The sequence below is a fragment of the Streptomyces tardus genome (assembly GCF_018101125.2).
Classification (GTDB): domain Bacteria; phylum Actinomycetota; class Actinomycetes; order Streptomycetales; family Streptomycetaceae; genus Streptomyces; species Streptomyces tardus.
The window spans coordinates 3,494,631-3,514,106 of sequence record NZ_JAELVF020000001.1 but is presented as its reverse complement, the minus strand read 5'-3'; the positions used below and the strand labels follow the sequence as shown (position 1 = coordinate 3,514,106).

The following is a 19,476-nucleotide window of genomic DNA, read 5'->3' as shown; positions in this document are numbered from 1 at the left end:
GCAGGAACACATGGCAATCTCCACCCACTGGACCGTGACCCACGACTGCGGTCACGAAGCCGAGCACGACTTGTCCGCCCGGCCCGCCGACCGCCGTTCCGGGTACGCCCGATGGCTCGCCGCCCGCGATTGCACCGACTGCTGGAAGGCCAGCCGCGACACGGACACCCAATCCACCAAGGAGTGGCTCGCCACCCGCCGCGCCGAAGAGCGGCAGGCGGCCGACGAGTGGGCGCAGCAGTTCGCCATGCCACCGCTGGAAGGTCCGGACACGATTCTCGACTGGGGCGAGCGGTGCCGTCACCAGCTGATGACGGCCGCCCACTCCGACCTCGTGCTCGAAGGCACCTGCGACGACACAACATGGGCAGAACTGGAGGCCAAGGCCCGCACCGTCACCCGAGCGGGCTGGTGGCTGGACCAACGCACCGCTGACGGCACTGACCTTCCCGAACTTCTCGATGCCGCCTCCGAGCAGGACCGCAGCACCGAGAACCCCTACCTCTAGGGCAGAACGTAGCCATACGCCGCCGGTGAGCCAAACAGGCGCTCGTGAAGATCCTTGGTATCGCCGCACCTCCCCGTTCCGAAGGACTTTCATGATCCCGCCCTCCAACTCGACCGGGTCACCGCCAGGACGCACACCGACCGACCACCTCACGCCCGAACGGGACATGACGCACCGCCATTTCGAGGCCGGAGACCACGTCGTTGTCATCAAGGGGGTGGCGGGCGGTGAGCTGTGGGGCGACGCGATGCGGATTGTCGCCCCGTCCTGGCACACGCCCACCAACGAGAACGGGTGGCGGCTGCGTGACGCAACCGGCGGCGACCAGTCCTACGTCACCGCACACCCTCGCTATCTCGTACACCTCACACGGCGCTGTCCCGACTGCGTGATCTACCTGCGCGCAATGGAGGACCACCTCTTGCCCAAGACCCACGAGCGCAGCTCGTTGATCGACTTCGGCTGGTACACCGTCACATCGCTCGGCCAGCTCGTCCACGTGGCCGACGCCCGGAGCGGCAGATGACGCTTCCCGTCCGGCGCCCGGGTCTGGCCCTCGCTCGACTACTCGCGCAGCACGGGCGCCCCGCCGAAGCCCGTGCGATCATCACAGCCGCGCTTGGTCGCGTGCCTTCGGAGCAGACCACTCTCCGCTCCTGCCTGATGCGCGAGCACCAGCTCCTTACCGAGCAGGAGGTGCCCCACCCACCCGTGCCAACCGGTTCAGCCCAGCTCGCACAGGCGCTCGCCTCCCTCGCGGATGAGCGCGGGGGCCCAATGGCCGCCGCTCGCACGGTGGTTGAGCACACCGCGCGCCACGCTGCACGGCAGTCCTCAGCGGTCGAAACCGAGCTCGCCCACCGCCTGGAGCTTCTCGCTCGCCGCATCTACGGCGTCCAGCAGGACCTGACCTGCGCAGCCGACACACTCGCCGCCGCACCTCACCCGGCAGCGGGCCCCGAGCCCGGCCCTCGATGAGGGCCGGCCGCACTCGCTGCCCGCACGACTTCAAGGACTTCATGCCCTCCTACTCCCCCGAGGACCCGAGCCACCACACGGCAACCGACCACGGCCAGGTCGTCCTGACCTGGCAGCAGGACAGCAGCCTGGTCACGTCACCGGTCGGCGAGACCGCCGCCACGGTCCTGGCCGAGCACGGCTTCGTCCACCAGGGCGACGGCATCTACCGCCTCGACGGTGACGACACCGCCGCACAGGCCCGCGCGGTGCGCGCGATCGGACCGCGGCTGGGCACCCGCGGCATCCACACCCGCCTCCAGCACCCCCCACGCGCCGGCACGCCGACCGCCACACCAAAGCGCACACAGCCCGCCCCCACCCGAGCGCCGTCACGCACCCGCTGAGGTCGTGCACTGGCCGCGACACAAGAACGACAGCTCAGTGGGCGCCCGTGGCTGCCAAGTCGCATCGCGCCACGGCGAGTTGCACGGCCAGCCGTTGCTCCGCACTCCTGCTGCCCGCCAGCGGCACTCGACGTTCCCCCATTGCGACGAAGGAGACACCATCACGTCACCGAAGCCGCCGTCCGCTCGTCGCGACGGACACTGCGCAACCGCCCGGCTCCACGGCAGCACCCACTCCTGCACCCCGTGCCCCGGCGATAGAACTTCGCACCGCGCAACGGCAGCCGAGGACGCACGTGGACAGGCGTGGCGGATCAGCCGGAGTCACCACCACTGAATCCCCACTTCCCCAGGAGCAGCATGACCAGGTCTTCCTCTGACACGACGGCGTTGGTGGACGAGATCAACCACCGCCTCGCGGACCTCACTTCCCTCCTCTCCCAGCTTCCACCCCAACAGGTAGTCCGTCTCCTCCCGAGTGTCCTGAACTCCAGTACCGGCGCCCTCGCCGGGTTCACCCGTCTCACCGCTGCCGGCGCTCTCATCTCCACGACGGAGGCCGAGCAGGGCGCTGTGCCCGTGAAGGTGTGCCTCGCACTGCACCGTGCTGCTACCGGACTGAGTTCCGTCGGGCAGGATCTGGCACCGCACCTGGCGGCCGTCGCCCACCTTCCCGCGCCGCACGGGGCCGAAGGGCTGAGGCGTCCCGCCCCCGCTCCTCTCGTGGTCCGGCGGGGCCGATGACCCGACAGCAGTGGCAAGGCTGGGGGCCGGGAGAGCAGCCCGAGCAGCACTACCTGATCTCGCCACGCAGCCTCGCCGGCGGCGGCGACATCCGGCACGTCCGCGACTATCTGCTCGCCTCCGGCTGGGCAGACAGAACCCGGCGGGCCGGCCCGCTCCACCTGGTGAGCCCCGACCGCACCCTTCAGGTTGGCTACGACGCCCACGTGCTGCCGGGAGGATGGACCGTCCACTCCGCCGCACACGGGCACCAACCCGAATGGGTTGCGGTCTTCGGACGCCAGACGCCGGTCGAGATCGTCGCAGGGCTGACCGACGCCCTGGCCCTGCCCCGCTCCGCACTCGCCCCGGACGTCTGGGTGCCGCTGATGAAGCAGGGCTGGCAGCTGAGCACCACCGTCGGCAGCACCACGGCGACCAGCAGGTCGGGAGCGCGGGTGCAGTTCCTCCACCGCGCAGGCGAGGAGGCGATGTGGTGGGCTGATGCCAGGGGCTGGAGGGCTTCCTTCACCTCGGCCACCCCGTTGCATCTGATCGCTGGCTTCGCCACCGCCATGGCTGATCCGGAACCGGTTCTGCGCCCCCTCGGACACGCCCCGCACGGCCCTTCGATCACTGCCACCCCCGTCTCGGTGCTCCCCTCCCAGCTCGGAGCTTGGCGGCAGACCCGGATCGCCGCTGCCCGGGCAAACGCCTGGGCACGTAACTCACCAACACCCAAAACCAGTTCACCGGCCCCCGCCCAGAACAAGCCGCAGCGGACCGGCAGATGAAGCTCCCCCACATAGCCAGCAAGGCCGACGACCCCTGGCACCGCATCTGGTACGAGACCACGCCCCGCCACCTCGCCGGGGCCGGCGACGCGCGCCACGTTACCCAGGCACTGCGGGCCGCCGGCTGGAAGAACCACGGCGACCCCGACTTCCCCCACGTCGTCCTGGCCAGCCCCGACTACCAGCACGCCCTCGTACTTGAACCCGCCCCGGACTCGGACGGATCCTGGTGGCGCATCTCCTCCAAGGACTGGCACGCGTCCTTCGACGGCAACACGCCAGCCGAGATCATCGCCGGTTTCACCGACGCGCTCCTACAACTCCCGCCCGAGGCCGAGCCGGACATCAGGCCGGCACTGCAGTCGGCCGGCTGGACCTGCGAACGCGACAACCGAGGAAACGAGTACGCGCGCCATCCAGACGGAATCACCACCTTGGAGCGGCGGGCAACTTCGACCAGCGACAGCTTCGTCTGGACGGCCGCTGTCGCACTGCCCACCGGTCTCGGTAGCCACGAACGGCTGTGGCGCGCGTACTTCGACGACAGCACCCCGCGGTATCTGCTCGCCGCCTTCGCCGCGACTCTCACCGCCCCGGCTCCCGTCTTCCGCGGTCGTCACGACGTCCCCCACCCCTCTCTGGTCGTTCAGATCGGCCGCGGGGCGGTCGGCGATCACCTGGCCACCGCGCACGAGGCGCGGCTGAAGGCCATACGGGCCGCCGCCCGCAAGGCCCGCCGCGCTTCCGCGCCCACCACGCCTTCAGCCCTGGGCACCGAGGCGGCCGTGTCCCCCAGGCGAAGTCGCTGAACAGCTGCGCAGGCAGCCGCTTCGACGGCCTACGACATCCCGCTCGCCGTCAGAACTGCGCCCTACCGGCAGGTGGCCAGCCCACGCTCAGGCCACCTCCGACGTCAACGTGCTGGCCAGCAGCCGAAAGGCCGGGGCGCCTGGCGGAGGCCAGAAGCCCGCGCCGGCTCCCCGCCGGCTGGCACCGCTGGTCACCGTTCCCCTCCTCCCGAGGTCGCCGTAAGCACGGCGCACTCGTTGTCCTCACCTCACCGGAAAAGCACGTAGCCCTTGCCACCTTCCTCCCCCAGCAGCTCCCCCGACGGATACGACCTCGTTCTACGTCTCCTGCTCGGCGTCCTCGCTGTCGTCGTTCCTCTCGCCAACCTGGCCTGGCTGTCCGGGAACATCACCGCCTACCTAACCGGCACCAGCTGGGCCCCGTACCAGCCGACCGATGCTCTGCTCCGTCCCGACCAGGTGTGGCCTGCAGCAGGAGCAACATCCCTGCTGATCGGAGCCCGAGCGGTCCCCGCCGTCGTGGTCCTGGCCCTCGGTACGGGTGCGGCCCTCCTGTGGGCCCGGCACAGGAACCAAAGCGGCCGGCGAAAGAAGGTCACCGACATGGCCAGCGCCCGGGACATCGAGCCCCTGATGGCCAAGGCGACCACCGCTAAGGCCCGCTCCCTGCGGCCCAGCCTGAAGGGCACCAAGCACATCGAGGCGAAGGACGCGGGCATCCTTCTCGGCAACCTGCAGGGCAGCCGACGCCACGAGGTACGCATGGGCTTCGAGGACGTCGCCGTCGCGATCATGGCCCCGAGGTCCGGCAAGACCACCTCACTCGCCATTCCTTCGATGCTCAGCGCACCCGGCCCGGTGCTGCTGACGTCGAACAAGGCTGGCGGCGATGCCTTCACCACCGCCTACGAGGCCAGAGCCCGGGCGGGGACGGTGTGGACGATGGACCCTCAGCAGATCGCGCACGCCGAACGCCAGATGTGGTGGAACCCCCTGGCCTCCGCGAAAACCCTGGACGGCGCTAACCGGCTCGCCGGGCACTTCCTCGCCGCCTCGGTGGACGCCTCTCAGCAGGGCGACTTCTGGTCGAAGGCCGGCAGCAACATCCTGTCCCAACTGCTGCTGGCCGCCGCGCTCGACGAACGTCCGATCACGGACATCATGCAGTGGCTCGCCTTCCCTGCCGACCGCACCCCGCTCGACATCCTGCGCGACCACGGTTTCGCCGCCGTCGCCGCTCAACTCAAAGGCACCGTGGAAGGCCCCCCGGAGACCAGGGACGGCATCTACGAGACCGCCCGGCAGTACGCCGCCGCCCTTCTCAACGCGGATATCGCCGCGTGGGTCACCCCGCAGAAGAACGCGGCGGAGTTCCGGCCCGCACAGTTCGTCACGTCCCGCGACACGCTGTTCCTACTCAGCAAGGACGGCGGAGGCGGAGCCTCGGCGCTGATCGCCGCGTGCGCCGACTCGGTGATGCGGGCCGCAACCGCGCAGGCCGAACGCGCCGGCGGTCGCCTCGACCCACCCATGGTGGCGATCCTCGACGAGGCCGCCAACGTCTGCAAGATCAGCGACCTGCCCGACCTGTACTCCCACCTCGGCAGCCGCGGCATCATCCCGATCACCATTCTCCAGTCCTACCGCCAGGGTCAGAAAGTGTGGGGGGACGCCGGCATGGATGCTCTGTGGAGCGCTGCCACCATCAAGGTCATCGGCTCAGGAATCGACGATCCCGACTTCGCCGACAAGCTCAGCCGCCTCATCGGCGACCACGACGTACACACCACCTCCATTTCTCATTCGGAGTCCGGCAAGAGCACCTCGGTATCGATGCGGCAGGAACGGATCCTGCCGCCAGACGCAATTCGCGCCCTGCCCAAGGGAACGGCTCTCTGCTTCGCCACCGGCATGCGCGCAGCCATGCTCGACCTCCGACCCTGGTACCTCGACCCCAACGCGGAGGAGCTGTCCGCCGCCTCCGCCCGCGCGTCGCGAGCGATCACCGAGCGGGCCATCGCCAAGGCAACACCGACACAGAGCGACTTCGGTCCAGCCGCGTAGCCGTGGGCACACCACGCCTCGCTGGCCTCACCGCCCCGACCGACACCACCGAGCCACTCGACCTGGAGTCACCCCTGCCCAAGAACTACTTTGCCCCCGCCGAGCACCTGCTCCGGCTGGCGAGCGACTTCACCCGGGCTCAAGACACCTACGCCCAGCAGGTGTTCCTCGAGCCCGACATCGCCAGCCGGATGGTAACGCAGGCCGACACCGCCAGCTCTCTGGCCCAAGACACGTACAACGTCATGGCCAGCCTCAACGACCAGCCAGTGCTCTACAGCCCCGAAATCGAGGCCGTGTACGCACGTGTAACGCAGTTCACCCAGCTCACGATTTCTGCGGCCTCTCGCCTCAATGACGCCGCAGAAATGATGGACCACGCGTACCAAAAGCTCGCCCCGGGCCGCGGAGAAGCCCTCACCGAGCTGGAGGAATATCACGAAGCAGTCCACAATTTCACTGTCGCCCGCAACCTCACCGCATTTGTCGCCCCAGACGCGCTGGAAACCGCCGATCTCTTCGTAAGAGAACGCCGACGTCGGGGGATCGTGCCCGAGTACCGCCCCCCTGCTCTGTCTGCTTCGCAGCTCACCACGCTGCGCGCAGTGGCCGGAGGCGAGGTGGCAATGTACCGAGACAAGCCCCGCACACGCCGCACGGACGTTCGCGTCGGCACCAGCACAGTCCGCGCGCTAGAAAGCCGCGGCCTGGTCACGCGCGAAGAGTGCCCGGCCTGGGCCGCAGACGAGCGTCTGCACCTCACCAGATCCGGTCGACGCGATCTCGCGGCCTCGTTCGGAAGGTCACGCCCCGCGGCCACAGCACGCACCGCAGCTCCTGCGCCGAAACCCGCGAACGGCCACAGCCGCTGAACTCCCCGCAAGGGCCCACAACGCTCGCAAGAATCGCCCCCGGGCGGCGGCACCCGGCCCCACTCCGCCCGGATACACCCTCGTCCCCGTGACCGCAGCCCCCTTCATGCAACCCCGGTCGCCGCGCTGACGAGAGCCGGCCTGTTCCGCCTGACAGAACCCAGGATTCGCGACTCGACCCAAGACCTCCACCTCACCCCCGCCGGCACTGTCCCGGAACGTCCGGACGGAGCCCGGGCCGCAGGTACAGCTTCAGCCCAGCAGCACAACTCGCCAACGGTGAAAGGGCTTTGCCTCGCCCTGCCGCCACCTCCATCCCAATTCCGGAGCCACCGTGCCTTCCGACCCAACCACCCATGAGATTGCCCTCGCGCTCGCCGCCTTGGTCCACGAGGACGCTGAGCCGCGCGACGTGATCTACAACCTCAGCACTACCCGCCGAGCCGCCGCACGGCTGCAGCACAGATCCAGCGGCGGGTCCGTACTCGGGCTCGCCCATACCCTTCACTCCGGCCTCTACGGGCTCCCCACCCTCCCGAGCCCTCTGCCCAGCGCCCCCGATGCGCTCCTTCAGGCGACGCTCGTCGCCCAGAGCGGCGACCAGCGCGAGGCCATCTTGCGGCAGCTCGGCAATCAGCTGCGCAACGCGGCCGACATCATCGAGGTCTACCGCAGCACCGCCCACCTCGAACGGCTCCCTCCGACCGTTGAAAACCAGCTGCTGCGCGCGCACCGCGAAACCGAACAGGCCGCCGACACGCTCCACTCCCTCGCGAGTCACTTCTCGAAACGCTCCAGCTCCCCGAGCCCCAGCACAGCCCCCGCCCAAGACCAGGGCCTCCCCCTGCCGCAACCAACCGCGACACCGCCGGGCGGCCACCGGCGCTGACTCCAGCCGCCCGCTGGCCGTCAGAACCCCGCACATCGCAGGGCGGGCTCAGTATCGGCGGCCCCCGACGACTTCGCCCTGGCCGCCTGATGCCTCTCACCCACGCCCGGTGCCACGCCGCAACCCGCAGCCAACCGGAACCTGACTCCTTCCCTCCTAAACCCAGGACAGCATATTTCTGATCAGCCCCGATTTCGCGCACTCTCTCTAGGCGCCGGTATTCAGTCCAGCGCCCTGCTCGCCCTTTCCGCCGAGGGCAGACTCCCCAAAGTCGACTACGCTATATTCGCCGACACAGGCTGGGAACCTAAAGCAGTTTATGCCCACCTCGACCGGCTGGAACGCGAAATAGCCACCCCGGCCGGCATTCCCGTCCTACGCGTGTCCGCAGGCAACATTCGCGAGGACGCCCTCAACCCCCAGAAGCGATTCGCGTCCATGCCGCTTCACATCCTCAACCTCGATGGCAAACCCGGAATGACTCGACGGCAATGCACCGGAGAATACAAGGTCAAACCAATAAAGAAACAGATCAGGTCCCTTCTCGGCTATCCCTACCCTGCTCGGATCCCGCGGGAGGTATTCGTCGAGCAATGGATCGGGATCTCGACCGACGAGTTCCACCGAGCCAAGGACGCGGACGTGCGATACATGCGCAACCAGCACCCACTCATCGACATGGGATGGTCGCGTGGAGACTGCGTCCGCTACCTCACATCCCTCAACCTCGCCAACACCCCCAAGTCAGCCTGCCTCGGGTGCCCCTTCCACGGCAACGCACAGTGGCGGGAGATACGCGCCAACCCCGAAGAATGGGCGGACGTCGTCGCGTTCGACGCCGCCATTCGCCAGGGCAACGCCCGAGCCACCGCGAACAACAGCCCCTTGCTCGGCGCGGCGTTCCTCCACCGCTCTCGAGTACCTCTGGGCGAAGCGCCCATCGATCACGTCACCGCCGCCGAACGAGCAGCCCAGGACTCTCCGGTTGACACAGACGCAGAAGAACTGGAGCACGGCGTCACCGACGGCTGCTCACCCTGGACCTGCCGCGGAGACTCGGAAGCGACTCAAGCCCGGTTCGGACTGGCGGCGTGATACTCGACCTCTTCGCAGGGCCGGGTGGCTGGAGCCGAGCACTGGCCGTCCTCGGTGCACAGGACATCGGCCTGGAATGGGACAGATGGGCGTGCAGGACGCGCGCTGCAGCTGGGCAGGCGACCATCCGCACTGACGTGTCCTCATATCCGACCTGGCCATGGGTCGGCCGCACAAAAGGGCTCATCGCTTCCCCTCCGTGCCAGGCGTGGAGCAGAGCCGGCCACCGACTCGGGCTGGTGGACCAGCCACTGGTCCACGAAGCAGTCGACGCACTCGCCTCCGGCCGCGACCCGCGCGAGGGCCTCCTCGCAGAGTGCCGCGACGACCGCTCCATGCTCGCGGCGGAGCCCATGCGCTACCTCCACGCGCTGTCCGCCGCCGGGCAGCCGGACTGGGTCGCCCTGGAAGAAGTACCCGATGTCCTCCCCCTGTGGAAGCAGTACGCCGCGACCCTCCGCACCTGGGGTTTCTCCACGTGGACCGGCATCCTCAACGCAGCCGACTACGGCGTCCCTCAGACACGAAGACGAGCGATCCTCCTCGCCTCCCGAGTCCGGACCGCCTCCCCGCCGCCGCCCACCCACTCGCAAGTCCCCGAGCCGGCGACCCTGTTCGGCCCGAGCCGAAACCGTTGGGTGAGCATGGCCGAAGCCCTTGGATGGGGAGCCGCAGACCAACCCGTGCCCACGGTCTGCGCCGGCGGCGGCCCTGGCGGCGGCCCAGAACCCTTTCCCTCCGGCTCACGCAGAACGCTCTCCCGCGCTCGGGACCGCCAGACTTGGGTCCCCCACCCCGACGACCGACCGTTTCAAGGGCCCGCTACGGCGAACGGACCGGGTGCCAGCCCGCATCGGTGGGCCTGGTCTCTACGCAGCAACAACCAGGCCCACGCGACCGTACGCCCGTTGGAAGAGCCCGCCGGCACGCTCTTCTTCGGACATCGCTCGAACGAGTGCACCTGGATCGCCACAGCCGAAACTGCCGAAGCACAGAGCGCTCCACCACCGATCCGCATCACCGCCGCGGAAGCCGGCGTGCTGCAGACCTTCCCCACCACCTACCCCTGGGCCGGCACCAAGAGCCAGCAGTTCTCCCAAATCGGCAATGCCGTCCCGCCGCTCCTCGCCGGCCACCTCCTCGCCCCGCACCTCGAAGTGCCCCTCAACCCCGACGACTTCACCCTGGCCGCCTGATGCCTCCCACCCACCCGACCGGCAGCAAGTCGGCACCGTCTCCAGTGGACTACGCCGAACAGGCGCTGCTCGGTGCCCTGCTCCTCGAACCACACCGCACAGACGACGTCACCGGCATCACCGCCGACTCCTTCTCGACCACCGAGCACACCGCCCTGTACACCGCACTCGCCACCCGAAGACGGCCCACCCCCACCGAGCATGCGACAAGCACCAAGTGGCTGGAGGAGGTACTCGCCGCGGCACGCCAGCAGGCACGAGGACTCACCACCTCCTACCTGCACACCCTCACCCAGGTCTGTCCTCGCCCAGCACACGCACCGGCCTATGCACGCATGATCGAGTCCGCCCACGCCCGGCGCCGCCTGCAGTCGGCCGCCGAGCGCCTCGTCCACACCGTGCACGACGTCTCTCTTCCGCACCCCGCCCGGACAGTCCTCGCCACCGCAGACGAACTCGCGGCGGTGGTGGACGACATCGCTACCCGCTTCCCGCCCCGAACGGGCGCTCGCCACCGTGCACCCGCGCTACCGCTGCCCGCCGCCCGCGACTCTCCGCAAGCCGTCGCGGAGGAACAGATCCTGCTCGCCACCGCCACGGCCTACCCCGACAGCATCGAAGACGTTCCATGGCTACTCCCAGACGACCTCACCCTTCCACTCCATGCCGGCCTCTGGCGGTGCTTGACGACCCTGACACGCCACCACGAACCCATCGACCGACTGACGGTTCTGTGGGAAGCGGCGCAACGCGGCCTACTGGACAGCAGCCATGACGAGGCTGAAATCCTGCACGTGCTGGCTACCCCTGCCGGTTCCGTCGAGCACTGGGCCACCCGCGCCCTGCATCGCGCCCTGCTGGCCACAGCCGAACACACCGGACGACGCATCAACGCGTACGCGACCGACCTGGCGATCACACCGTTCCAACTGGTCGCTGTCGCCCGCCGCGCCATCGCCGAAATCTCCGCAGTCCGCGCCCGCTGGCAACATGCCTCCCCCGCTCCACGGCAGAGCCCTCACAGCGCTCGTGTCTGCCCACCTACGACAACCGCCCCGGCCACACGCGCACCTCACCCCCCAGCAACACACCCGCAGAGCCGCTCACGACCGTTATCGGAAGGAAAGCTCGGACGGCAACAGCGGCGCAGAGAGCTGAGACCGTCTATGATTCCCCGCTCTTGAGCCGGACGTCCCCGAAGACCTAGGAGGCAACGTGGGGTGGCTGCGGAAGTCGCGCACACTGTTACACGAAGGACCAGTCGTCCGACTGTATCAAGATGATGTTGTTCGACCGGATGGCAAGCGGGGCCTGTACAGCCATGTCGCGGTGACCGACGGGGTGAGGGTCGTCGCCCTTGACGAGCAGGGCCGTGTAGCACTGGTTGAGGACGATTTCTATCTGCAGGGACGCCGCATGGTGCACCTGCCCGGTGGCGGCTGCGAGGGGCAGGCTCCACTGGACGCTGCAACGCGGGAGCTGGCGGAGGAGACCGGACTTGCGTCCGCGAACCTCCAGATGCTGGGCATCATCGACCCTCTACCTGCTATCACGAGCGCCCGCACCAGTCTCGTCTTGGCTACGGACCTGAGGCACGGGCAAGTTCGTCGAGATGCCACCGAGGTGGGGATGACGATGCAGTGGCTACCGTTGTGCGATGCAGTAGAGGCCGTGGTCACGGGCGAGATCTCGGAATCTGGGAGCGTAGCTGGCCTTCTGCTAGCCGAGAGGCGGCTGGGACAACGTCGCCGCTAGGGTGACCTGCTCGTTCACGGCATGCCCCAACCACAGAGTGTGAAGAGGCAGCATGAACTGCAGGGCTGAGCACGTGACGGCCTGACGTTTGGTTCTCGTGACGGCAGCCCTGCCCACCGGCTCTCCCACAGGCAGACTCCGGGCAGGCAGAACGCCCGACCGAGCGACAGTCGGTGGTGTCCGGTTGACGACCGACATTCGCAGGCGGAGCGCCGCCGGTCAGTTCACCGGTGACACCCCGCCGGGTATGCCGCTCACTCCAGCTCTCGCCACCAAGCGATCACCTAGAGTGCCGCAGACGACACGACCGTGAGCCAACCCGGGACCGACCGAACTCGCAGCCGATTCCGCAGGATTCGGAAATCGCACGACGGTTCCCGGGTATGGTGCACAAAGCTCGGGGCGCCTCCAGGCCCTCCGGCTCGGACAGCCGTTCCGAGGGATGTAGAAGACCCCTCGGAACGGCCGTTTCATTGAAGTCGACCTTCAGGCGGCCGGCTTTGCGAAGTGGGGGCAGTATCTGCTTTCTGACAGCCCAAGTTTGACTTCCGTTTCGTTGGGTGGGCCGCCGACGGTGAGCCACGTACTGCTTTTCAGCATCTACAAGGAATTCCTCTTCCGGGGCGGGGACGTTTTCTCGGACCGGTGATAACCGTCCGCGGTCCGCTCGCCGTACCTCACCGGTCCGAGCCATGGCTGCCACCGTGGTGCCGCCTCGTACCCGACGCGTTTCAGGCTGGACTGCCCCCTGCCTGCCAAGCAGGCCAACGATGGACGTTCGCGAGGTCCGGCTGCGCGAGCGAGACCCAGCGGGCGAGCCCACGCACGGCTAGGGACGCCACGACGCGGCCGTTGACCGTGTGCTCCAGTTGCTCGGTCTCCTCCGGAAGCAAACCATTGGCCATGAACTGGTGGAGATGACTGCTCCCTCGGTTGAAGCCGTTGAGACCGTTGAGATAGTTCCAGTCCAGTATCTGCCCGGGCATGACGAAGGGGCACCGGTTGAGGTCGACCAGTGACTCGCGCAAGGGACTGTCTTCGACGTCCAGGTCGTCTGGGATGTCCTCCCCCCGCTCCCACGACCGGGGCTCCGCGGCAAGCGCGGAGGAGATCAGCCGCGTGACGCCGCCGACACCAGACGCAAGATAGATGGGGTGACGACTGCTCAGCGCGCGAGAGACGTCCTCGACGACGCTGCTGTCCTGGTGCGACAGTCCGCCGTCGACCACGAGGAGGGCGCGACTGTAATGATCTACGTACTGACGGGTCAGGCACCGCTCCGACTCGCTGGGGGGCGACTGGTCGTGGGAGGGTTCCTCACCGCGCTCCTCGCCCGGGTCCCACAAAATGTTGTACCTCCGATGCAGGAAAACCGCGTGCGCGTCACCGACGGCGGCCTGAAGACCCCGCACCGCAGACAGAGGCATGGCTCGGTGGACGCTCCAGGGCACAACTATGCGGTGGTCACCAGGGAAGTGCAGGGCGCACATCTCGAGATCTTTCCGCAAACTCTGACTGTGCGGGTATCGCATCACAATGCTCCCGCCCAGAGCAGTCACCGCCTGAAAAACGTCGGTCAGGACCCTGCGCAGGCCTGGGACGGCCCGCCCTGGAAGTTCATCGAGCACAACACCTAGTCGCACCCCGCGCAACGTGTCGGCCGGAATCGGTTCACACCACACTGTGCACTCCCAGAATATGGCTGCGATATGGAACCCTCATGAGGTAGACGGCTGCGGTCTTGCCATAGCGAGTGACCCAGGCCGCGCCACTACTTGAGTTTTTGATGGAGCGTTTGCCCAAGTTACGGCGATTGCATGCCCCGCGGTCGAAGGCCGGTGCTCTTCAGTCGGATGGGCCGGAGCGGCTCCGATCTGTTTCGGTATGAGCGGGTCGTGGACAGTGTGAACGTCCGGGACTAGTGCGGCACAAGCGCGAAATCTGGCCAGATCCTTGATCTGTCGGCGGCTACGTCCCCGTGGCCGCCCCCATTGGCCTGATCGACCAGCGCCTCGTTCTCCAGCGTCTCCTGCTGAGCGATCACGACCGCTCTCTCGACATCCGCATCAGTGATCTTGCGAGGGACACCAAGCCGCGGATCGTCGCACAACTCCCAGGCCCCGCCCAGAAAGCGGCGCCACCAGGTGTGACCTGTGTCCGGAGCAACCTCGAGCCGACGCGACACTTCCATGATCGAGCGCCCCTCAGCGCCCTCCAGTACGATCCCCGACCGCTGGGCCAGGGCCTGAGCCGCCGTCCGCCGACGCACCCAACTCTCCAACACAGCCCGTTGGGCATCGGTCACCGACAACGACGGAGTCTTCGGGCGACACCACTAGGCGCTGGGCCGTGACCGGCGCGAGAGATCCCTGCCACTGACTTCCGCGAGCAGTTCTTGCAGTTCGGCGAGCAGGCCGGCGAGCACGCCAGTGAGCTGTCGAGCTGACTCGTAGAAGGGCCACGATTGGACGGTGTCCTCGGTAGGCCACTCTCGGCTCATGAGTCGACTGTCGCTGCTAGCACCCCTCGAAGCCGTCCTGTCGCAGTGACTGCGCCAGGACGGTTGGAGGTATTCGAGCCTGCGGGCAATAGTCAAGGCGTCTCCCGCCAAGACGAGAGCCCCGGCGTCCAGGGCCGGACCGTGGTCGAGCAACCGACCCAGCGCGCCAGAAACGCGGTCGCTAGCTTCAACCGACGCCGCAGTCACAGCTTCGTTCGAAAACGTCGGTTCATAGCGGTGTGAGGTCATGGAAAAAGGGGGATATGCGGCGATGCTCACCTGCGCCTGCAAGGCGGCTGTCGCAATACGCCGCTTCCGTAGTCGCTTGATCATCGTCGCATTCTCCCCACTAGTCGAGCGCTCGAATCGTGCCACAAAAACTGCATAGACAACAGGCTCCCGATCCGATTACGCCTTCGCATAGCTCGCCCGGAAATACTGCTTTGCGCGGTCAAGGTCCGCCTGATCTCGCAGCTGGACCTCAAGGTCCCCCGTACCGTGGTGGCCGAGTCTTGAGACGTCCCGAAGGAAGCCCGGAACGAGATCTACGTCCTTCGGATCGAGACTCAGGTAGACGAGTAGTTTGCTCCGCCTCGGCGGGCACAGGCAAGCGAAGTTACTCAGCCGCTGGTACGCCCGATAGGTCTTGTGGTCCACGCGGTTCACCCTGCCAAGCCCGAGCAGCGTCTCGTCTACGGCGCGCGCCAACTGCACCATCGCCGCACTTCCAGGGCCGGGCTTCGACGGGGCAACTGCCCCACGTCGGTGCTGGCGCGTGGACTGCAACCCACTGCCGGATGAGGCCACCCTCTCCAGCCCGAGTAGATCGGCACCGAACAGTCGGTAGCGGACCAACTCGATCGAGCGCCTGTGTTCACGCACCGCATGCACGTCATACCGGGTGAAATCGTTGGCGATGCAGATCAGGCGGGGGTTGCCCCACAGAACTTGTGCCACAGCCTTCTCTCCGACACGGGACCGGACCAGCTGCTCGAACTCGACACGATGGTCCATCAGCCAAGACAGATAGAAAATTCCCTGGTTGATGACGCCGGGGTCCCTGTCGCGCTTGTACTCGACGACAACCGGCGATCCGTTCCCGTCCAGCCCGAGCGAGTCGATACGCCCGCCGTGGGCCGGCCCGGTGCGGTACTCACTCGCCAGAAAACGCACGCCCAGGACCGTCTGCATGTTCTGCTCGACCAGTCGCTGCACATCGGACTCAGCCTCGGCACGACGTGACACAACCTCCACCATGCCATTGCCCGCGGCGCCGCGCCGATACAACCTCATACCAACTCCCCCTGAACAGGAAAGTGACAATATACAGTCCCCGGCCGACCGTCCTTCCGAAGTTCCCCGGCAACCTGAAGTTGAACTCGCTACACACTTTGGAACGCCGACAGGTCGTCAGTTCCCCGCGACGGAAACATTCACCTCTTTCCCGTATGTATCCCACAGCTTCCTCATTGCAGGAACAGAGAGATAACGAACTAGTGTCCTGAGTCGGTAGTTCGTGTGCAGTATGCGGCGAGGGTTTTGAGGATCTCGTCTGCGGTCTTGGTCCACACGAACGGTTTGGGGTTCTTGTTCCACTCGTTGATCCAGCCGCGGATGTCTCGTTCGAGTTCGATGACGCTGCGGTGGGCCGAGCGGCGGAGTTTGCGGCAGGTCAGCTCGGCGAACCAGCGCTCGACGAGGTTGAGCCAGGAGGCGGAGGTGGGGGTGAAGTGCAGATGGAAGCGGGGGTGTCGCAGCAGCCACTTCTTGACCGCTTCGGTCTTGTGGGTGGCGTAGTTGTCCAAGACCAGGTGAAGGTCCAGGTCCTTGGGTACGGCGGCGTCGATGGTCTTCAGGAAGCGGAGGAACTCCTGTTGGCGATGGCGCCGGTAGTGCTGGGCTATGACCGAGCCGGAGGCGATGTCCAGGGCGGCGAACAGGCTGGTGGTGCCGTGCCGGACGTAGTCGTGCGTCATCCGCGCCGGCGTACCCGGTGTCAGCGGCAGCACGGGCTGAGTTCGGTCCAGGGCCTGGATCTGTGACTTCTCGTCCACGGCCAGGACCAGGGCGTTCGCCGGCGGGGACAGGTAGATGCCGACCACGTCACGGACCTTGGTCACGAACTGCGGGTCGGTGGACAGCTTCCAGGTCTGCACAATGTGCGGCTTGAGGCCGAACGCCCGCCAGATCCGGGACACGGCCGACTGCGACATACCCGCAGCCTGGGCCATCGACCGCGTCGACCAGTGCGAATCTCCCGAAGGCGGTGCCTGGTCAAGAGTCCGGGCGACCAGAGACTCGACCTGCTCGTCCGTGATCTGGCGCGGGGCACCGGAACGCGGAGCGTCGATTAGCCCCTCAAGCCGGTCGGCAGCGAACCTGGACCGCCACTTGCGCACCGTCTCCCGCGAGATACCGAGCTCCTGCGCGACCCGCGCGTTCGGGCGACCCTCGGCGCACGCCAGCACGATCCTCGCGCGCAGCACCAAGGCCTGCCCCGCGGTCCGCTTGCGCAACCAGCCCCGCAGTACACGGCGTTCACGCTCGGACAACTCCAATGACAACGGCTTCGGGCCCGGCATGCCCCAACCCTACAACCGCCAAAGAACTACCGACTCAGAACACTAGCTGGTGAAAGCCTTCTACACCACGGATAGAGCAGGCGCCTTCTAAGCGCTTGGCCGCAGGTTCGAGTCCTGCCGGGGGCACACCGCAGGGTCCCTCCACGGAGGGGCCTTTTGGCTGTCCGCGGACAGTGCGCACCGGGGCCGCTCAGCAGCGATCGGCCACCGGCGGCCCCGCGACACAGGACGCGCGCGGACAGTCGGTTCCGATCACTCCCGCGCACGGTCCGCCCGAACCGACCGGCCATCGGGACCGGCCGCCCCGGGTGGAGCCGTACGTCAGGACGAGCGGACGCGGCCCGGCTTCCACAGCCAGGAGCCCCGCGACGACGGTCCACCTACGCATCGGGGAGCACCACCGGCTACCACGCCTGCGTGAACTGCCCTCCCCCGAACGGGAAGCAGGGACCCTGCACAGCGCAGGAGCAGCCGAACGGGGCAGCCCGGGCAGCAGAGCCTCGGAGGCCGCCACCACCACGCCCGGTGGCCGGCCGGCGCGACCGCAGCCTCCGTCGGATCGCGAACGTGGTGGGCCCGGACGGACGCCGGGCGCCGGGCCTGCGCCGAAGCCCGCGCCGGCCGTGCGGCGGCTCAGACGCCGAGGACGGCCTTGGCGGTCATGAAGTAGATGATCAGACCCGTGGCGTCGACCAGAGTGGTGACCATCGGCGCGGAGACCACGGCGGGGTCGATCTTCAGCCTCTTGGCGAGCAGTGGCATGGTGCCGCCGATGGTGGCCGCCCAGCCGCAGATCAGCACCAGCGTGATGCCCACCACGATCGCGATCTTGACGCTGACGAAGACCGCTCCGACGAACACGCCCAGCACCGCGAGCAGGCCGCCGAGCAGCAGACCGACGCGACATTCGCGCCATATGACCTGCAGCAGGTCCGAGCCGCGAACCTCGCCGACCGCCATGGCACGTACGCAGGCGGTCGCCGCCTGGGCCCCGGCGTTGCCGCCCGCGCCGATCAACATCGGGATGAACATGGCCAGTTGGGCCACCTGCTCCAGCGTCCCCTCGAACGCCTGGGTGACGCTGACGGTCAGGGTCGCGGCAACCAGCAGCAACGAGAGCCAGAGCGCGCGGTAGCGGGCCAGCTGCCACACACCGGCCGCCATGTAGTGGCCGGCCCAGGGCGCGGCGCCGGACTGGCGCGCGACGTCCTCGGTGTCGGCTGCCTCGATCACCTCGACGGCGTCGTCGAAGGTGAGCAGGCCGACGAGGCGGTTCTCGCTGTCGACGACCGGGAGGTTCATGTCGTTCGTCTCGCGCATCAGGCGCGCGGCGTTCTCGGCGGTGTCGGTGGCGTACGCGTACGACGGTTCGGAGACCACGAGCGCGGAGACCATCGTCTCCGGCGGGCTCAGCACCAGCTCGCGCAGCTCCACGATCCCGGTCAGCCGCCGGCCGTGGTCGACCACCGGGAGGGTGTAGACGGTCTCCGCCTCACCGCCCTTGGCCCGTACGGTGCGCAGTGCCTGCTCGACCGTGAGGTCCTGCGGCAGAGCCACCACCTCGGGCGTCATGTACCGGCCGACCGAGCCCTCCGGGTAGCCCAGCAGCGCGGACGTCATCCGGCGCTCGTACGCGCTCAGGCCCGCCAGTACGCGCTTGGCAACCTTCGCCGGCGCCTCGCGGAGCATCCGGGCGCGGTCGTCGGGGTCCATTCCCTCGACGAGCTCCAGGAAGGTGTGGTCGCGCATCCCTTCGAGGATCTCCTGCTGGTCGACCGGCTCCAGCTCCTCGAAGACGGCGAGCGCACGATCCTTGTCCAGCAGGCGGAACGCAACGCCCGCCGTGACGTTGTCCATGCGCGCCAGCTCGTCGGCGATGACGTGCGGCGGATGGGTCTCCAGCCACTCCAGGGCCGTGTGCAGGCGCTGGTTCTCGATTATCTCCTCGAGGGACTCGGGGAGTTCGGGGTGAAGGTCCTCGGACGCGTTGGTCGGCGGCATGGGAAAGTCCTCAGCACAGCGGTGAGTTCAGCAGTGGGCACGGGTGCATACCGCGGGCACCGCCACCCTCGCACTGTCAGCGGAGAGGGAGGGCGTTGCCGCGCGGGGCAGGACTGGGAGGCTCGCTACGCATCGCAGCACCACCTCCGTCGCTCGTCGCCGCATCGTCACCGCATCGGTGTCCGCCGCCCGTCCGGGGTCCGTGGCGGCCTCGGCGGGAGCCACTCGCTCACCGTCCCGACGCGCGACCCAGGATACCCCGCGCGACCAGCCGCTCGGCGCCGGGCAGATCGCGACCTGCGCCTCGCCACCACCGCCCGCGCC

Annotated in this window: 19 protein-coding genes; 14 read left to right on the top strand and 5 right to left on the bottom strand. The window is 67.8% G+C overall.

Annotated elements, in window-relative coordinates:
- Positions 1-10: 10 nt before the first annotated feature.
- The 13 genes from JGS22_RS14980 (at position 11) to JGS22_RS27395 (ending at position 12,069) form a co-directional block, all read left to right on the top strand.
- Complete coding sequence (locus JGS22_RS14980) at positions 11-508, top strand: hypothetical protein (protein ID WP_211041562.1); 498 nt, start codon at positions 11-13, stop codon at positions 506-508.
- 91 nt (positions 509-599) lie between these two features.
- Complete coding sequence (locus JGS22_RS14975) at positions 600-1,034, top strand: hypothetical protein (RefSeq protein WP_211041563.1); 435 nt, start codon at positions 600-602, stop codon at positions 1,032-1,034.
- Positions 1,035-1,482: 448 nt separating this feature from the next.
- On the top strand, positions 1,483-1,872 hold the full coding sequence (locus JGS22_RS14970; protein ID WP_216814999.1) for a hypothetical protein: 390 nt from the start codon (positions 1,483-1,485) through the stop codon (positions 1,870-1,872).
- Positions 1,873-2,232: 360 nt separating this feature from the next.
- The gene (locus JGS22_RS14965; protein ID WP_211041565.1) at positions 2,233-2,616 is read left to right on the top strand and encodes a hypothetical protein; all 384 of its coding nucleotides are present in this window, start codon (positions 2,233-2,235) and stop codon (positions 2,614-2,616) included.
- Positions 2,613-3,389, top strand: coding sequence for an SPDY domain-containing protein (locus tag JGS22_RS14960; protein ID WP_211041566.1), 777 nt, complete (start codon positions 2,613-2,615; stop codon positions 3,387-3,389). The genes JGS22_RS14965 and JGS22_RS14960 overlap by 4 nt, the downstream gene beginning before the upstream one ends.
- Entirely contained in the window at positions 3,386-4,198 is an 813-nt protein-coding gene (locus JGS22_RS14955) for a DUF317 domain-containing protein (protein WP_211041567.1), read from the top strand. Before JGS22_RS14960 ends, JGS22_RS14955 begins: the two co-directional genes overlap by 4 nt.
- Before the next feature lie 270 nt (positions 4,199-4,468).
- A complete protein-coding gene (locus JGS22_RS14950; RefSeq protein ID WP_211041568.1) occupies positions 4,469-6,262 on the top strand; it encodes a type IV secretory system conjugative DNA transfer family protein in 1,794 nt (597 codons plus the stop codon).
- A 2-nt stretch (positions 6,263-6,264) separates the two neighbouring features.
- Positions 6,265-7,134, top strand: a complete 870-nt coding sequence (locus JGS22_RS14945; RefSeq protein WP_211041569.1) for a hypothetical protein — start codon at positions 6,265-6,267, stop codon at positions 7,132-7,134.
- A 334-nt stretch (positions 7,135-7,468) separates the two neighbouring features.
- Entirely contained in the window at positions 7,469-8,023 is a 555-nt protein-coding gene (locus JGS22_RS14940; protein ID WP_216814998.1) for a hypothetical protein, read from the top strand.
- 234 nt (positions 8,024-8,257) lie between these two features.
- On the top strand, positions 8,258-9,118 hold the full coding sequence (locus JGS22_RS14935) for an adenine nucleotide alpha hydrolase family protein (protein WP_211042477.1): 861 nt from the start codon (positions 8,258-8,260) through the stop codon (positions 9,116-9,118).
- Positions 9,115-10,314, top strand: a complete 1,200-nt coding sequence (locus tag JGS22_RS14930; RefSeq protein WP_211042476.1) for a DNA cytosine methyltransferase — start codon at positions 9,115-9,117, stop codon at positions 10,312-10,314. The genes JGS22_RS14935 and JGS22_RS14930 overlap by 4 nt, the downstream gene beginning before the upstream one ends.
- The gene (locus JGS22_RS14925; protein WP_211042475.1) at positions 10,314-11,498 is read left to right on the top strand and encodes a DnaB-like helicase N-terminal domain-containing protein; all 1,185 of its coding nucleotides are present in this window, start codon (positions 10,314-10,316) and stop codon (positions 11,496-11,498) included. Before JGS22_RS14930 ends, JGS22_RS14925 begins: the two co-directional genes overlap by 1 nt.
- A gap of 31 nt (positions 11,499-11,529) precedes the next feature.
- Positions 11,530-12,069: an NUDIX domain-containing protein gene (locus tag JGS22_RS27395; protein WP_211042474.1), complete on the top strand. Its 540-nt coding sequence runs from the start codon at positions 11,530-11,532 to the stop codon at positions 12,067-12,069.
- Between the two features lie 731 nt (positions 12,070-12,800).
- On the opposite strand, the gene JGS22_RS14915 is transcribed toward JGS22_RS27395, so the two are convergent.
- A complete protein-coding gene (locus tag JGS22_RS14915; RefSeq protein ID WP_505011420.1) occupies positions 12,801-13,298 on the bottom strand; it encodes a hypothetical protein in 498 nt (165 codons plus the stop codon).
- Between the two features lie 18 nt (positions 13,299-13,316).
- Between JGS22_RS14915 and JGS22_RS27600 the strand changes: the two genes are divergently transcribed.
- Positions 13,317-13,706 carry a hypothetical protein gene (locus JGS22_RS27600; RefSeq protein ID WP_505011419.1) on the top strand — a complete coding sequence of 130 codons (390 nt, stop codon included), beginning with the start codon at positions 13,317-13,319 and terminating at the stop codon, positions 13,704-13,706.
- A gap of 281 nt (positions 13,707-13,987) precedes the next feature.
- On the opposite strand, the gene JGS22_RS14910 is transcribed toward JGS22_RS27600, so the two are convergent.
- From JGS22_RS14910 to mgtE, 4 genes are all read right to left on the bottom strand, one after another.
- Positions 13,988-14,380: a COG3415 family protein gene (locus JGS22_RS14910; protein ID WP_211042472.1), complete on the bottom strand. Its 393-nt coding sequence runs from the start codon at positions 14,378-14,380 to the stop codon at positions 13,988-13,990.
- A 597-nt stretch (positions 14,381-14,977) separates the two neighbouring features.
- Positions 14,978-15,862: a transporter gene (locus JGS22_RS14905; protein ID WP_211042471.1), complete on the bottom strand. Its 885-nt coding sequence runs from the start codon at positions 15,860-15,862 to the stop codon at positions 14,978-14,980.
- Between the two features lie 200 nt (positions 15,863-16,062).
- Positions 16,063-17,151 carry an IS630 family transposase gene (locus tag JGS22_RS14900; protein ID WP_211043833.1) on the bottom strand — a complete coding sequence of 363 codons (1,089 nt, stop codon included), beginning with the start codon at positions 17,149-17,151 and terminating at the stop codon, positions 16,063-16,065.
- Between the two features lie 633 nt (positions 17,152-17,784).
- A complete protein-coding gene (gene mgtE, locus JGS22_RS14895) occupies positions 17,785-19,152 on the bottom strand; it encodes a magnesium transporter (protein ID WP_211041334.1) in 1,368 nt (455 codons plus the stop codon).
- Positions 19,153-19,476 lie beyond the last annotated feature (324 nt).

Coding starts and splice junctions, on each gene's coding strand:
- JGS22_RS14980 (WP_211041562.1), top strand. CDS start 11: ATGGCAATCTCCACCCACTGGACCGTGACCCACGACTGCGGTCACGAA.
- JGS22_RS14975 (WP_211041563.1), top strand. CDS start 600: ATGATCCCGCCCTCCAACTCGACCGGGTCACCGCCAGGACGCACACCG.
- JGS22_RS14970 (WP_216814999.1), top strand. CDS start 1,483: ATGAGGGCCGGCCGCACTCGCTGCCCGCACGACTTCAAGGACTTCATG.
- JGS22_RS14965 (WP_211041565.1), top strand. CDS start 2,233: ATGACCAGGTCTTCCTCTGACACGACGGCGTTGGTGGACGAGATCAAC.
- JGS22_RS14960 (WP_211041566.1), top strand. CDS start 2,613: ATGACCCGACAGCAGTGGCAAGGCTGGGGGCCGGGAGAGCAGCCCGAG.
- JGS22_RS14955 (WP_211041567.1), top strand. CDS start 3,386: ATGAAGCTCCCCCACATAGCCAGCAAGGCCGACGACCCCTGGCACCGC.
- JGS22_RS14925 (WP_211042475.1), top strand. CDS start 10,314: ATGCCTCCCACCCACCCGACCGGCAGCAAGTCGGCACCGTCTCCAGTG.
- JGS22_RS27600 (WP_505011419.1), top strand. CDS start 13,317: ATGATCTACGTACTGACGGGTCAGGCACCGCTCCGACTCGCTGGGGGG.
- JGS22_RS14905 (WP_211042471.1), bottom strand. CDS start 15,862: ATGAGGTTGTATCGGCGCGGCGCCGCGGGCAATGGCATGGTGGAGGTT.
- JGS22_RS14900 (WP_211043833.1), bottom strand. CDS start 17,151: ATGCCGGGCCCGAAGCCGTTGTCATTGGAGTTGTCCGAGCGTGAACGC.
- mgtE (WP_211041334.1), bottom strand. CDS start 19,152: ATGCCGCCGACCAACGCGTCCGAGGACCTTCACCCCGAACTCCCCGAG.